Source organism: Streptomyces sp. NPDC107562 (assembly GCF_055657325.1).
Window position 1 is genome coordinate 173,810 of the sequence record NZ_JBVKBE010000013.1, and the last position, 12,761, is coordinate 186,570.

Genomic DNA, 12,761 nt, shown 5'->3' on the forward strand with positions numbered 1-12,761 from the left:
GATGTTCCGGCGAGTCACGGGGGAGGCGGTCGCGGTGACCGAGACCGGTGTGCGGGAGGCGGGTTCCGGGTCGGTGCGGATTCCGCGGGTGCGGGGTTTCGCCGAGCCGTCCGCGCAGGGCGCGCGCTCGCCCAAGGCGGAGGGCAAGGCCCTGCGGGAGCGGGTGCCGCGCAGCGCCCACGCCACCCTCGACGTCGACGGTGCCCGGCCCGACGCGGTGACCGCGGTCGAGGAGTCCAACCAGGGCCGTATCCCCGGGCTCACGCCGATAAGGGTCGGCAGGATGGTGGCGACCCCGTTCGCCTTCCTGCGCGGAGCGGCGGGCCTCATGGCGTACGACCTCGCCCGCACCCCCATGACCCGCATCCGCGCGCAGATCTGCGGCGACGCGCACGCGGCGAACTTCGGTCTGTACGGCGACGCGCGCGGCGGCCTGGTCATCGACCTGAACGACTTCGACGAGACGGTGCACGGCCCCTGGGAGTGGGACCTCAAGCGGCTCGCCGCCTCGCTGGTGCTCGCGGGCCGGGTGGCGGGCGCCGACGAGGACACCTGCCGGTCGGCCGCCCACGACGCGGCCGGCGCCTACCGCCGCACGATGCGGCTGCTGGCCAAGCTCCCGGTGCTGGACGCGTGGAACGCCATCGCGGACGAGGAACTGGTCTCCCACACCGACGCCCACGATCTGCTCGGCACGCTGGAGCGGGTCTCGGAGAAGGCGCGGGCCAACACCAGCGGGCGGTTCGCGGCGCGGTCGACCGAGCCGTCCGAGGAGGGCGGCCGGCGCTTTGTGGACGCGCTGCCGGTGCTGCGCCGCGTCCCGGACGCCGAGGCGGCGGCGGTCGCCGGCGCCCTGGAGGAGTACGTGACGACGCTGTCCGAGGACCGGCTGCCGCTGTTGTCCCGGCATGCGGTGCACGACGTGGCGTTCCGCATCGTCGGCACGGGCAGCGTCGGCCTGCGTTCGTACGTCGTCCTGCTGCTGGACCACCGCGGTGAGGCGCTGATCCTCCAGGTGAAGGAGGCCCGCGAATCGGCGCTCCTGCCGCATCTGCGGACCGCCGGGTTCGAGACGCCGTCCGTCGATCACGAGGGCCGGCGGGTGGTCCTCGGGCAGAAGCGGATGCAGGTGGTCAGCGACATCCTGCTCGGCTGGACGACCGTCCAGGGCCGCCCCTTCCAGGTCCGCCAGTTCCGCAACCGCAAGGGCAGTGTGGACCCGGCGGCCCTCTCGGTCGACCAGCTCGACGACTACGCCCGCATGACGGGCGCGCTCCTGGCACGCGCCCACTCCCACAGCGCCGACCCGCGCCTGGTCTCCGGCTACTGCGGCAAGAACGAGGAGCTGGACGAGGCGCTCGCCACCTTCGCCGTCGCGTACGCCGACCGGACCGAGGCCGATCACTCGGAGCTGGTCGCGGCCGTCCGGGCGGGGCGGGTCCCGGCGGAGGAAGGGGTGTGAGCGCGGGTGATCGGCGATGAAGGGCTCGTGCACGGAGAAGGGGCTGCCCGTGTCGGCGAGGGGGCTGCCCTTGTCGGCGAGGGGTCTTCCCGTGCTGTGGAGCGGGCGGGTGTGGCCGGGGTTCCGGGAGCCGGCGGTGGCGTGGCCTACGCTGGTCGGGTGACGACCCCGGAAGCTGAGCAGGGTGGTGTCGCCCATGAGGCGCAGGCGACGCCCGAGGACGGCGCCCCCCGGCCCGAGGAGCGGCTTGAGCGGGCCGTGCGGGCGGCCGAGCAGGCGCTGATCGAGTACGAGATCGCGGTCGAGACCTTCCGGGTCGAGATCGAGAACTTCTCCCGGCTGCACCACCAGCGGCTCGGGCCGATGTACGCCCGGCTCGAGGAGCTGGACGCGCAGATAGCCGAGGCGAAGGCGGCCCGCACGGGCGATGCCGAGGACCTGCGCCGCGCGCAGGAGCTGCGGGCCCGGGTGCTGCCCATGCCCTCCGTGGAGGAGCTGTTCCACGGCTGGATGGACGGCGACGGCCTGTTCCCCGAGGCCGCGGCGATGCTGACGGACCGGCCCGTCCGGCCCCCGCAGCGGGTGCGCCCCAGCGACGAGGCCCGCCGCCTCTACCGCGAGCTGGCCCGCAAGGCCCACCCCGACCTCGCGCAGGAGGACGGTGAGCGCAAGCGGCGTGAGGAGTTCATCACCCGGGTGAACACCGCCTACGGCCGCGGTGACGAGGCGCTGCTGCGGGAGCTGGCCGAGGAATGGGCGGCGGGTCCGGTGCCCGAAGAGCGCCGGCCGGGCCCCAGCGAGGAGCTCTACGCCCGGCTGGACTGGCTCGCCCGCCGCAAGGAACTGCTCTCGGTCGTCGCCCGTGACCTGGAGGAGAGCGCGATCGGCTCCATGCTGCGGCTGGCGCCCGACGACCCGGACAGCCTGCTCGACGAGATCGCCGAGCAGTTGCTCAAGGAGGTCGCGGGGCGCGAGGCGGAGCTGGCGGCGCTGGTCGGCCAGTGAGCGGCCGGGCGGCCTCCGAGCCGCCCTGGGGAGCGCTTCGGGTAGCGTCGGGACCATGAACTTCGGAGCTGTTCCCACGGTCGGGGTCACCGACCTCAAGGACGACGACTTCCTGCTGGACGTCCGTGAGGACGAGGAGTGGCAGGCCGGTCACGCGGCGGGCGCGCTGCACCTGCCCATGAGCGCGTTCGTGGCCCGGTACGGCGAGCTGACCGAGGCCGCCCCGCAGGACGGCCGCGTCCACGTGATCTGCCGTTCCGGCGGACGCTCGGCCCAGGTCGCGATGTACCTCAACCAGCAGGGCGTCGACGCCGTGAACGTCGCGGGCGGCATGGAGGCCTGGCAGGCGACCGGGCGCCCGGTGGTCACGGACGCGGGGGAGCCGGGAGCGGTCGTCTGAGTCCGGCCGGGTGAGGTACGGGCGCGGTGTCGCGCCCGTCACGCGGATGCCGTGGCTCCCGTTCTCCGGCGCGGCCGACCGGGCGTGCACCACGGTCGCCGTGCGCCTGGGCTACGGCCTCGCGGCGCCACCCACCGGGCCGGCGCTGCGGCCGACGGAGCGGCGGGTCCGCGGGTCCGCGGGTCCGCGGGTCCGCGAGGATGCTCACCCAGGTGCGTGCGCCGCGAGCAGGTCGCCCAGGGTCTCCTCATGGGCCGCCGCCGGTCCCAGGGACAGCTCCAGGTGCTTGGCCCAGGCGTGGTAGCGGTGCAGCGGATAGTCGACGTCCGCTCCGAACCCCCCGTGCAGATGCTGTGCCGTCTGCACCACCCGCCGCACCCCCTCCGCCGCCCAGATCTTGGCGACGGCCACATCGGCGGCGGCCGGCAGCGCGCCGGACGCCGCGGAGCTGATCCGCCACGCCGCCTGCCACAGCGTGGCCTCCATCGCCCGCAGGTCGATGTAGCGGTCGGCGGCCTGCACGGCGACGGCCTGGAACGTCGCGACCGGGTGGCCGAACTGCTCGCGCTTCCCGGTGTACTCGCCGGTCATCCGCAGCACTCGCTCCCCGAGCCCCAGCGCCAGCGCACAGGTCCCGGTGGCCAGCAGCTGCCGCAGCCACTCCCAGGCCCCCTCGGCCACGAGGACGTACCGCTCCGGAATCCGCGCCGACTCCAGCCGCAGTTCCCCGAGCCGCTCGCCGTTGGTCGCGAACTGCTCGGCGAGCGCGGCCCCTTGGTGGCCCCGGGGGACGAGCGCGAGGACCCCGCAGTCGGCGCCGGTGTGCGCCGGTACGACGGTGAAGTCGGCGTCGTAGGCCCATGGCACCGCCGTCTGCACCCCGTCCAGGACCCAGTGGTCCCCGTCCCGCCGAGCGGTCACCGCCCGCTCGGCCGGATCGTGGCCGCCGGTACGCCCCTGCGCGGCGACGGTCAGCACGACCTCTCCCCGCCCGGCCCGTTCGAGCAGCGCGGCCTTCAACTCTGCCCCGCCGTAGGCCTGTACGGCCGCCAGTGCCGCACTGCTCTCCAGCAGCGGCACCCGCGCCAGCACCTTGCCCGCCTCGCGCAGCACCAGGCACAGCGCGATGGCGTCGAGGCCCGGTCCGCCGTGCTCCGGGTCGAGCAGCAGGCCCAGCAGATCGGCGTCGGCGAGCCTGCCCCACAGGGCGCGGTCGAAGTCGTCGGCCACGGCGCCCCTGGTCAGAGTGGGGCTCGGCACCGTGTCCGGCGCGACGTCGGCGAACACCCCCCGCGCCGCCTCGGCAGCCGCCTGCTGTTCCTCGGTGAAGGTGAAGTCCACGGTCCTGTCCTCCCGGCGGCTCCCGCTGTCTGACGGTGCGTCAAGATAGAACAGGTTCTAGGAGAAGGGAATGGGCGTCGGCGCCCGAACAGGGGCGGCGCCGGCGCCCGCGCCGGTCACCGGTCGAAGTCCAGCTCCACCTGTTCCGTCACCGGATGGGACTGGCAGGCCAGCACGTACCCCGCCTCCGTCTCCTCGCGTTCCAGCGCGAAGTTGCGGTCCATGCGGACCTCCCCGGAGACCAGGAAGGCCCGGCACGTGCCGCACACCCCGCCCTTGCACGCGTAGGGGGCGTCGGAACGGTTGCGCAGCACCGTCTCCAGCAGCGACTCACCGGATCGCACCGGCCAGGTGCCCCCGCGGCCGTCGAGGCGCGCGGTCACCGTGCTGTGGGCGGGCGCCGCCGACGGGGCGGCCGCCGGAGCGGCGTCCACATGGAAGATCTCCTCGTGGATGCGGCCGCGCGGCACGTCGAGTCCGCGCAACGCCCGCTCGGCCTCCTGCACCAGCCCGTAGGGCCCGCACAGGAACCAGCCCGCCACCTCGGCCACCGGCAGCAGCGCCGGCAGCAGCCCCGACAGCCGCTCGTGGTCGAGTCGTCCGGTCGGCAGTCCCGCCTGCTGCTCCTCCCGGGAGAGCGCCGTCACCAGCTGGAACCGCTCAGGGAAGCGGTCCTTCAGGTCGGCGACCTCCTCCAGGAACATCGTCGAGGCGGCCGTACGGTCGCTGCGGATCAGGCAGAAGCGGGCCTTCGGCTCGCGGGCCAGCAGTGTCGACGCGATCGACAGCACCGGTGTGATGCCGCTGCCGCCGACGATCGCCGCGTACAGCCCGGGCGCGGGATCGAGGGTGAAACGGCCGGCCGGTGTCATCACCTCCAGCTCGTCCCCGATGTCGATCTCCTTCAGCGCGTACGTGGAGAAGGCCCCGCCCTCCACCAGCCGCACGCCCACCCGCAGGGCGCGCGGTGCCGCGCCGTCCCGCGGTGCCGGGGAGCAGATCGAGTACGTCCGGCGGATGTCGACGCCGTCGACCGTGCGTCGCAGCGCGATGTGCTGCCCGGGCGCGTACCGGAACTCCTCGCGCAACTCCTCGGGGACGGCGAGCGTGACGGCGACCGCGTCGTCGGTGAGCCGGTCGACCGCGGTCACCGGGAGCGTGTGGAAGCGGGCCATCACAACTCCTTGAAGTGGTCGAACGGTTCACGGCAGGACAGGCAGCGGCGCAGTGCCTTGCAGGCCGTGGACGAGAAGCGGCTCAGCAGTTCGGTCTCGGCGGAGCCGCAGTGCGGGCAGAGGACCGGCTCGGCCTCCTCGCGTGCCGCGGTGAGTGTGCGCACCGGGCCCAGCTCCAGCGGCACCGGCCCGGACCGCGCCCCCGCGCGCGGCGGCGCGATGCCGAACTCGCGCAGCTTGCGGCGCCCTTCGGGCGTGATGTCGTCCGTCGACCAGGCCGGCGAGAGCACCGTGCGCACGGTGACGTCGCGTACGCCGTGCTCGTGCAGCGCGCGCTCGATGTCCAGGGACATGGCCTCGACGGCGGGGCAGCCCGTGTACGTCGGGGTCAGCTCCACCTCGACCGCGTCCTCGCCGCGCAGGTGCACCGCGCGCAGGACGCCCAGTTCCCGCAGGGTGAGGACCGGCAGCTCGGGGTCGGGCACCGAGCCGGCGATCGCGACGAGCCGCTCCTCCAGCGGGGTGGTGGTCACCATGACGCCCCCGGGTGGCTGCGGTGCAGGTGCTGCATCTCGGCGAGCATCCGCCCGAACGACTCGGTGTGCAGGCCCTGACGGCCCGCTCCGGCGCGCCAGGCGCCCGTCTGCGGCCCCTCGGGGACCGTGAGGGTGGCGCGCTGGAGCACTTCGCCGACGGATTCCCGCCAGGCCGTCCGCAGCTGCTCGCCGTCGACGTCCAGGCCCTCGACGGGCTGGAACATCTCGCCGGTGAAGCGCCACAGCGCCTCGCACGCCCGGCGCATGCGCTCATGGCTCTCGTCCGTGCCGTCGCCGAGGCGCAGGGTCCACTGCCGGGCGTGGTCGCGGTGGTAGTCGACCTCCTTGACGGCCTTCGCGGCGAGCGGGGCGAAGGGGCCGTCGCCGGTGGCCAGTTCGGCGTACAGCAGGTGCTGGTAGGTCGAGAAGTACAGCTGGCGGGCGATGGTGTGGGCGAAGTCGCCGTTGGGCTGCTCCACCAGCTGGAGGTTGCGGAAGGCGCGCTCCTCGCGCAGGTAGGCCAGCTCGTCCTCGTCGCCGACCAGCGACAGCAGCACGCGGGCCTGGCCGAGCAGGTCGAGCGCGATGTTGGCGAGGGCGACCTCCTCCTCCAGGACGGGGGCGTGGCCGGCCCACTCCCCCAGGCGGTGGGAGAGCACCAGGGCGTCGTCGCCCAGGGCGAGGGCGGCCGTCGTGGGAACCGTGGTGGTCACAGGTGCTGCACCCCCTCGGGGATCTCGTAGAAGGTGGGGTGGCGGTAGGGCTTGTCGGCGGCCGGCTCGAAGAAGGGGTCCTTCTCGTCGGGGGAGGACGCCGTGATGGCGGAGGAGGGCACGACCCACAGGGAGACGCCCTCGCCGCGGCGGGTGTAGAGGTCGCGCGCGTTGCGCAGGGCGAACTCCGCGTCCGGGGCGTGCAGGCTGCCGGCGTGGGTGTGGGACAGGCCCCGGCGCGAGCGCACGAAGACCTCCCACAGGGGCCAGTCGGTGTTCGTCATGCGCGCGTTGCTCCTGTCTCGCTGTGCTTGACCGCGTACGCCGCGGCCGCCTCCCGGACCCAGGCGCCCTCTTCGTGGGCCTGCCTGCGCTGTGTGATGCGCTGGTCGTTGCACGGGCCGTTGCCCTTGAGGACGTCGCGGAACTCGGTCCAGTCGATCGCCCCGAAGTCGTGCTGTCCCCGCTCCTCGTTCCACCGCAGGTCCGGGTCGGGGAGGGTGAGGCCGAGGGACTCGGCCTGGGGGACGCAGATGTCGACGAAGCGCCGGCGCAGCTCGTCGTTGGAATGCCGCTTGATCTTCCAGGCCATCGACTGTGCGGAGTGCTGCGACTCGTCGTCGGGCGGGCCGAACATCATCAGGGACGGCCACCACCAGCGGTCCACCGCGTCCTGTGCCATCGCGTGCTGCTCGGGGGTGCCCTTGCTGAGGGCGAGGAGCAGCTCGTACCCCTGGCGCTGGTGGAAGGACTCCTCCTTGCAGATGCGGACCATCGCGCGCGCGTACGGGCCGTAGGAGCAGCGGCACAGCGGCACCTGGTTGGTGATCGCCGCGCCGTCCACCAGCCAGCCGATCGCGCCGACGTCGGCCCAGGTCAGCGTGGGGTAGTTGAAGATCGAGGAGTACTTCTGGCGGCCGCTGTGCAGCTTGTCGAGCAGTTCGTCGCGGCTGGTGCCGAGGGTCTCCGCCGCGCTGTACAGATACAGGCCGTGGCCGGCCTCGTCCTGGACCTTGGCCATCAGGATCGCCTTACGGCGCAGCGAGGGCGCACGGGTGATCCAGTTGGCCTCCGGCTGCATGCCGATGATCTCGGAGTGCGCGTGCTGGGCGATCTGCCGGACCAGCGTCGCCCGGTAGGCGTCGGGCATCCAGTCGCGCGGCTCGATGCGCTCGTCGGCGGCCACGGCGGCGTCGAAGGCGTGCTCGTACCCGGCGAGGGTGCTGTCCCCCTCGCCGTACGGCGCGGTCCGGTCCGTCTTCTGCGCGGCTGCTGTCGCCATGTGGCCCCCTCGACCTGTGGGTCCGTCCGGAGCATGCTCCCGACCGATCGTTCGGTTCGTGCGGTTCCATGGTCGGACGGGCGCCGTAAGGTGTCAACCGCTGTGGAAAACCCGTCGGCGCGGCCCCGCGCGAGCTGATCGAAGGGGCTGTGCCCGACGGGTCGGCCTGAGTAGCGTTCGCGTGCGAGGGGGCTGCGGGCGGCGGACGAGGACCGGATCGGGAACGGAATCGGGGCGGAATGGACGCGCAGGGCGCGAAGGACACGTACGACAGGGGTGCAGGCGTCCCGCACGCGCGGGACGAGCCGGGCACACCCGACGTGCGCGCGCCCCTGGCGGAACCCCGCACCGGGGTCGCGGCCCTCTCCCCGCGCTACCAGGTCGGCGTCGCACTGGCCCTCGCCGTCGTGGCGATCGCCGTCTGTGTGCACATCGGCATGGTCTTTCTGCACGTCGCCCCGTCGAACACGATCACCAAGCAGCACAGCGCGACGATCGACGACTGGATCTACCCGGAGTTCGAACAGAACTGGAAACTGTTCGCACCGAACCCACTCCAGCAGAACATCGCCGTCCAGGTCCGTGCCCAGATCCGAACGGGTGACGGCGGCAGCCGTGTCACCGGCTGGTACGACCTGTCCGCGCAGGACGGCCAGGCCATCGACGGCAACCTGCTGCCGAGCCACACCCAGCAGAACGAGCTGCGCCGGGCGTGGGACTTCTTCACCGCCACGCACGACGGCGGCAACCGCCCGTCGGGCCTGCGCGGCGCGCTGAGCGAGACCTACATGCGCCGGATCGTGCTGATGCGCCTGGACCGCGTGGACGCGGCCGGGCCGGGCGGTGCCGTCGAGCGGGTCCAGATACGCTCGCGCACCGCGAGCGTCCGCCCGCCGCACTGGAGCGAGGAGCGGATCTCGCTCAAGCCGGTGTACCGCGAGCTGCCCTGGTGGTCGGTGTCACGTGACGAGGCGCGGGGAGGCGACCGGTGAGCCGCTTCGCCCTGGCCCTCTCCCGGGGCATCGCCCGGGTGACCGGGTCCCCGCTCGGCCCGTACCAGACCGCCGTGATCCGGATCGGCTTCGCCGCCACCTGGCTGCTTTTCCTGCTGCGGGAGATCCCGCACCGGCACGAGCTGTACGGCCCCGACGGCCCGTGGGGCTGGGATCTCGCCGAGCAGTTGGTCGGCGCGAACGGTGCCTTCACCGCCCTGCTGTGGTCGGACGGCCGGCTGTGGTTCGAGGCCGTCTACGCGCTCGGCGTGCTCTCCAGCCTGCTGCTGATGCTGGGCTGGCGTACCCGCACGATGTCCGTGCTCTTCATGGTCGGCGTGCTCTCGCTGCAGAACCGCAGTGTCTTCATGGGCGACGGCGGCGACAACGTCCTGCACCTGATGTGCATCTACCTGGTGTTCACGCGCTGCGGCCAGGTCTGGTCGCTGGACGCCCGCCGTGCCCGGGGCACCCGCGAGGCGCACGCGCGCGGGGAGCGGGTCGCCGACCGGACCGGCCCGCTGCTGTGGGGCGTCCTGGGGCTGGTGCTGGCCGGCGTGACCGCTCTGGGCCGGCTGGACGGCGACTGGATGGTCCCGGCGCTGTTGTGGGGCGTGTGGGTGGCGCAGGCCCTGTGGTGGCTCGTCGGCCGCCTCACCCGCACCGGCGAGCCCCGGATCATGCTCGACGTGATCGCCAACATCCTGCACAACGGCGCACTGTTCGTGATCATGGCCGAGGCCTGTCTGATCTACGCCACGGCCGGCTGGTACAAGATCCAGGGCTCCCGCTGGCAGGACGGCACCGCCGTCTACTACCCGCTGCAACTGGACTACTTCTCGCCCTGGCCCGCCCTGGCCGAGCTGATGTCCACCAGCGGCATCGTGGTCATGCTCGTGACGTACGGGACCGTGATCGTGCAGGTCGCCTTCCCGTTCACGCTGTTCCACCGCCGGGTCAAGAACGTGCTGCTGGCCGTCATGATCCTCGAACACGCGGTGATCGCCGTGCTGCTCGGGCTGCCGTTCTTCTCGCTGGCGATGATCGCGGCTGACGCCGTCTTCCTGCCGACGTCGTTCCTGCGCCGCCTCGGCCACTGGAGCGCCCGCGCGCGCGGGCGCCTGTCCCGGCCCCGCCTTCCCAAGGTGCCCGCGCAGCGGACGCCGGACGACGCCGAGCGCCACGGGGACGCCGCGCAGACCCACGTAGGCTTCAGGGCATGAACGACCCCGCGGACAGGGTCACCGGCTCCCCGTCGCAGCCGGTGAGCGCCTGGCACCGTCTCGCCGGGAGCTCCGTGCTGCTCGACGGCTTCCACGCGCTCAAGCACGCCCTGCGCTTCGGCGCCGAGGTGCCCCTCGCCGTGACCGCGGACCGCGAGGCCACCCTCGCGCTCGCCGACGAGCTCGCCCCGGACGTACGACAGTCGCTCGCCGCGCTGCTCACGGAGGTCCCGGAGGCGGTCTACGCCTCCCTGGTGCCGCGCTCGCATCCGACCGCCGTGGCCGCCCTGGCCGTACGCCCGCCGCGCGAGGGCAGTCTGCGGACGCTGGCCCGCACGCCCCGCGGCGCCCCCGTCGTGGTCCTCGACCAGCCGCGCAACCTCGGCAACGCCGGGGCCGTGATCCGGCTCGCGGCCGGCTTCGGGGCGACCGGTGTGGTCACGACGGGCACGCTCGACCCCTGGCATCCCACGGTCGTCCGCGGCGGCGCCGGGCTGCACTTCGCCACCGCCGTGGAGCGGCTGGACGTCGTGGACCTGCCGCCCGGGCCGCTGTTCGCCCTGGACCCGGAGGGCGAGGACATCCGCGGACTGAAACTGCCCGACGACGCCCTGCTCGCCTTCGGCTCGGAGCGCAGCGGCCTGTCCGCGGACGTACGCGCGCGTGCCGACCAGCTGGTGGCGTTGCCGATGCGCCCCCAGGTCTCCAGCTACAACCTCGCGACCAGTGTGGCCATGACGCTGTACCACTGGAGCGCCTCCGGGGGCGCGTCGGCCTGAGGGTCACGCCTCGCGGCGCACCTCCACCACGCGGAACCGGTTGGCCACGAAGGCCCCGTCGGTCAGCGCCGAGTTGGCCGCCGGGTTGCCGCCCGAGCCGTGGAAGTCGGAGAAGGCCGCGGTCTGGTTGACGTACACCCCGCCCGTCAGGTTCAGCGAGAGCTGCGCGGCCTCGTCCAGGCAGACCTCCTCGATCGCCCGCTCGACGTCCTCGTCGGTCGTGTAGGCGCCGACCGTCATGGCGCCCTTCTCACGGACGGTCCGGCGCAGCAACTCGACCGCGTCGGCGGCCGAGTCGACGGCGACGGCGAAGGCGACCGGGCCGAAGCACTCGCTCATGTAGGCGGCCTCGTCGTCCGGCTTGGCGCCGTCCAGCTTCACGAGGACGGGCGACCGAACCACCGCACCCGGGAACTCGGGGTTGCTGATCTCGCGGGAGGCGAGGGCGACTTCGCCGAGACCGGCCGCGGCCTCCAAGCGGGCCTTGACGTCCGGGTTGACGATGGCGCCGAGCAACGCGTTCGCGCGCGCGTCGTCACCGAGCAGGCCGTCGACGGCCTGGGCGAGGTCGGCGGTCACCTCGTCGAAGGACTTGGGGCCCTGGTCGGTGCGGATGCCGTCGCGGGGGATCAGCAGGTTCTGCGGGGTCGTGCACATCTGGCCGCTGTAGAGCGACAACGAGAACGCCAGGTTGGACAGCATCCCCTTGTAGTCGGCGGTCGACTCCACGATCACCGTGTTGACGCCGGCCTTCTCCGTGTAGACCTGCGCCTGGCGGGCGTTGGCCTCCAGCCAGTCGCCGAACGCCGTCGAGCCGGTGTAGTCGATGATCCGGACCTCGGGGCGGACCGCGAGGGTCTTCGCGATGCCCTCACCGGGCGCCTCCGCTGCCAGCGCGACCAGGTTCGGGTCGAAGCCGGCCTCCGTGAGCACCTGGCGGGCGACCTGCACGGTGAGCGCGAGCGGCAGCACCGCGCGCGGGTGGGGCTTGACCAGGACCGCGTTGCCCGTGGCCAGCGAGGCGAACAGGCCCGGGTAGCCGTTCCACGTCGGGAAGGTGTTGCAGCCGATCATCAGGGCGATCCCGCGCGGGACCGCGGTGAAGGCCTTGGTCAGCGCGAGCGGGTCACGCTTGCCCTGCGGCTTGGTCCACTCGGCGGTGTCGGGGGTGCGGACCTGCTCCACGTACGCGTACGCGACCGCCTCCAGGCCGCGGTCCTGCGCGTGCGGGCCGCCCGCCTGGAACGCCATCATGAAGGCCTGGCCGGAGGTGTGCATGACCGCGTGCGCGAACTCGTGCGTCCGGTCGCTGATCCGCTTGAGGATCTCCAGACAGACCATGGCCCGGGCCTCCGGCCCCGCGTCGCGCCAGGAACGCTGTCCGGCGCGCATCGCGGGCAGCAGCACGTCGACGTCCGCGTGCGGGTAGCTGACGCTCAGCTCGATGCCGTAGGGCGAGGTCTCGCCGTCCACCCAGCCGTCCGTGCCCGGCTGGCCGAGGTCGAGCCGGGTGCCGAGCAGGGCGTCGAAGGCGGCCTTGCCCGCGGCCGCGTCCAGGCTGCCGTTCTCCCCGTAGGCCTTCGGGTGCTCGGGATGCGGGGACCAGTACGCGCGCGTGCGGATCGCTTCCAGCGCCTGGTCGAGGGTGGGCCGGTGCTGGGCGATCAGCTCGTGGGCGGTGAGTTCGGCGGCCATGCGGGACCAACTCCTCGTCTTGTGAGCTCCTCGTCGAGCTCATGACCTGGGCAGAAACAGGGGCGGGATCGGGCGGTCAGGGTTAGAGTAACCGAACGATCGGTCGGTTCAAGGGGGTCCGCCGCATCTGTGGAAAACCCCGTGCGGGAGGATCGCGT

Annotated in this window: 13 protein-coding genes; 6 read left to right on the forward strand and 7 right to left on the reverse strand. The window is 73.0% G+C overall.

All coding sequences use genetic code 11. From position 1 onward, the window contains the following. Window position 1: 1 nt before the first annotated feature. From ACZ7LV_RS30100 to ACZ7LV_RS30110, 3 genes are all read left to right on the forward strand, one after another. Window positions 2-1,462 (forward strand): DUF2252 domain-containing protein, encoded by a 1,461-nt coding sequence (locus ACZ7LV_RS30100; protein ID WP_471943893.1) that lies wholly within the window; start codon window positions 2-4, stop codon window positions 1,460-1,462. A gap of 159 nt (window positions 1,463-1,621) precedes the next feature. After that, window positions 1,622-2,467, forward strand: coding sequence for a hypothetical protein (locus ACZ7LV_RS30105; protein WP_471943895.1), 846 nt, complete (start codon window positions 1,622-1,624; stop codon window positions 2,465-2,467). Between the two features lie 55 nt (window positions 2,468-2,522). Beyond that, a complete protein-coding gene (locus ACZ7LV_RS30110; RefSeq protein ID WP_471943896.1) occupies window positions 2,523-2,867 on the forward strand; it encodes a rhodanese-like domain-containing protein in 345 nt (114 codons plus the stop codon). 204 nt (window positions 2,868-3,071) lie between these two features. Here ACZ7LV_RS30110 and ACZ7LV_RS30115 read toward each other — a convergent pair whose 3' ends face one another. The 6 genes from ACZ7LV_RS30115 to paaA all read right to left on the reverse strand — a co-directional run bounded on the left by ACZ7LV_RS30115 (window position 3,072) and on the right by paaA (window position 7,914). Next, window positions 3,072-4,208, reverse strand: coding sequence for an acyl-CoA dehydrogenase family protein (locus ACZ7LV_RS30115; RefSeq protein WP_471943898.1), 1,137 nt, complete (start codon window positions 4,206-4,208; stop codon window positions 3,072-3,074). Window positions 4,209-4,324: 116 nt separating this feature from the next. Further along, entirely contained in the window at window positions 4,325-5,383 is a 1,059-nt protein-coding gene (locus ACZ7LV_RS30120; protein WP_471943899.1) for a 2Fe-2S iron-sulfur cluster-binding protein, read from the reverse strand. Further along, complete coding sequence (gene paaD, locus ACZ7LV_RS30125) at window positions 5,383-5,919, reverse strand: 1,2-phenylacetyl-CoA epoxidase subunit PaaD (RefSeq protein ID WP_471943901.1); 537 nt, start codon at window positions 5,917-5,919, stop codon at window positions 5,383-5,385. Before paaD ends, ACZ7LV_RS30120 begins: the two co-directional genes overlap by 1 nt. Beyond that, window positions 5,913-6,632: a 1,2-phenylacetyl-CoA epoxidase subunit PaaC gene (gene paaC / locus ACZ7LV_RS30130; protein ID WP_471943903.1), complete on the reverse strand. Its 720-nt coding sequence runs from the start codon at window positions 6,630-6,632 to the stop codon at window positions 5,913-5,915. The genes paaD and paaC overlap by 7 nt, the downstream gene beginning before the upstream one ends. After that, entirely contained in the window at window positions 6,629-6,916 is a 288-nt protein-coding gene (paaB, locus tag ACZ7LV_RS30135; RefSeq protein WP_401675172.1) for a 1,2-phenylacetyl-CoA epoxidase subunit PaaB, read from the reverse strand. The genes paaC and paaB overlap by 4 nt, the downstream gene beginning before the upstream one ends. After that, a complete protein-coding gene (paaA, locus tag ACZ7LV_RS30140; RefSeq protein WP_471943905.1) occupies window positions 6,913-7,914 on the reverse strand; it encodes a 1,2-phenylacetyl-CoA epoxidase subunit PaaA in 1,002 nt (333 codons plus the stop codon). The genes paaB and paaA overlap by 4 nt, the downstream gene beginning before the upstream one ends. A gap of 239 nt (window positions 7,915-8,153) precedes the next feature. Here paaA and ACZ7LV_RS30145 point away from each other — a divergent pair, with 239 nt between their 5' ends. Genes ACZ7LV_RS30145 through ACZ7LV_RS30155 form a run of 3 tightly spaced genes read left to right on the forward strand, consistent with a single transcriptional unit; the run spans window position 8,154 to window position 10,908 of the window. After that, window positions 8,154-8,906 (forward strand): DUF5819 family protein, encoded by a 753-nt coding sequence (locus tag ACZ7LV_RS30145; protein ID WP_471943907.1) that lies wholly within the window; start codon window positions 8,154-8,156, stop codon window positions 8,904-8,906. Next, the gene (locus ACZ7LV_RS30150) at window positions 8,903-10,129 is read left to right on the forward strand and encodes an HTTM domain-containing protein (RefSeq protein WP_471943909.1); all 1,227 of its coding nucleotides are present in this window, start codon (window positions 8,903-8,905) and stop codon (window positions 10,127-10,129) included. The genes ACZ7LV_RS30145 and ACZ7LV_RS30150 overlap by 4 nt, the downstream gene beginning before the upstream one ends. Beyond that, window positions 10,126-10,908: a TrmH family RNA methyltransferase gene (locus ACZ7LV_RS30155; RefSeq protein WP_471943911.1), complete on the forward strand. Its 783-nt coding sequence runs from the start codon at window positions 10,126-10,128 to the stop codon at window positions 10,906-10,908. Before ACZ7LV_RS30150 ends, ACZ7LV_RS30155 begins: the two co-directional genes overlap by 4 nt. Before the next feature lie 3 nt (window positions 10,909-10,911). Here ACZ7LV_RS30155 and paaN read toward each other — a convergent pair whose 3' ends face one another. After that, a complete protein-coding gene (paaN, locus tag ACZ7LV_RS30160; protein ID WP_471943913.1) occupies window positions 10,912-12,603 on the reverse strand; it encodes a phenylacetic acid degradation protein PaaN in 1,692 nt (563 codons plus the stop codon). Window positions 12,604-12,761 lie beyond the last annotated feature (158 nt).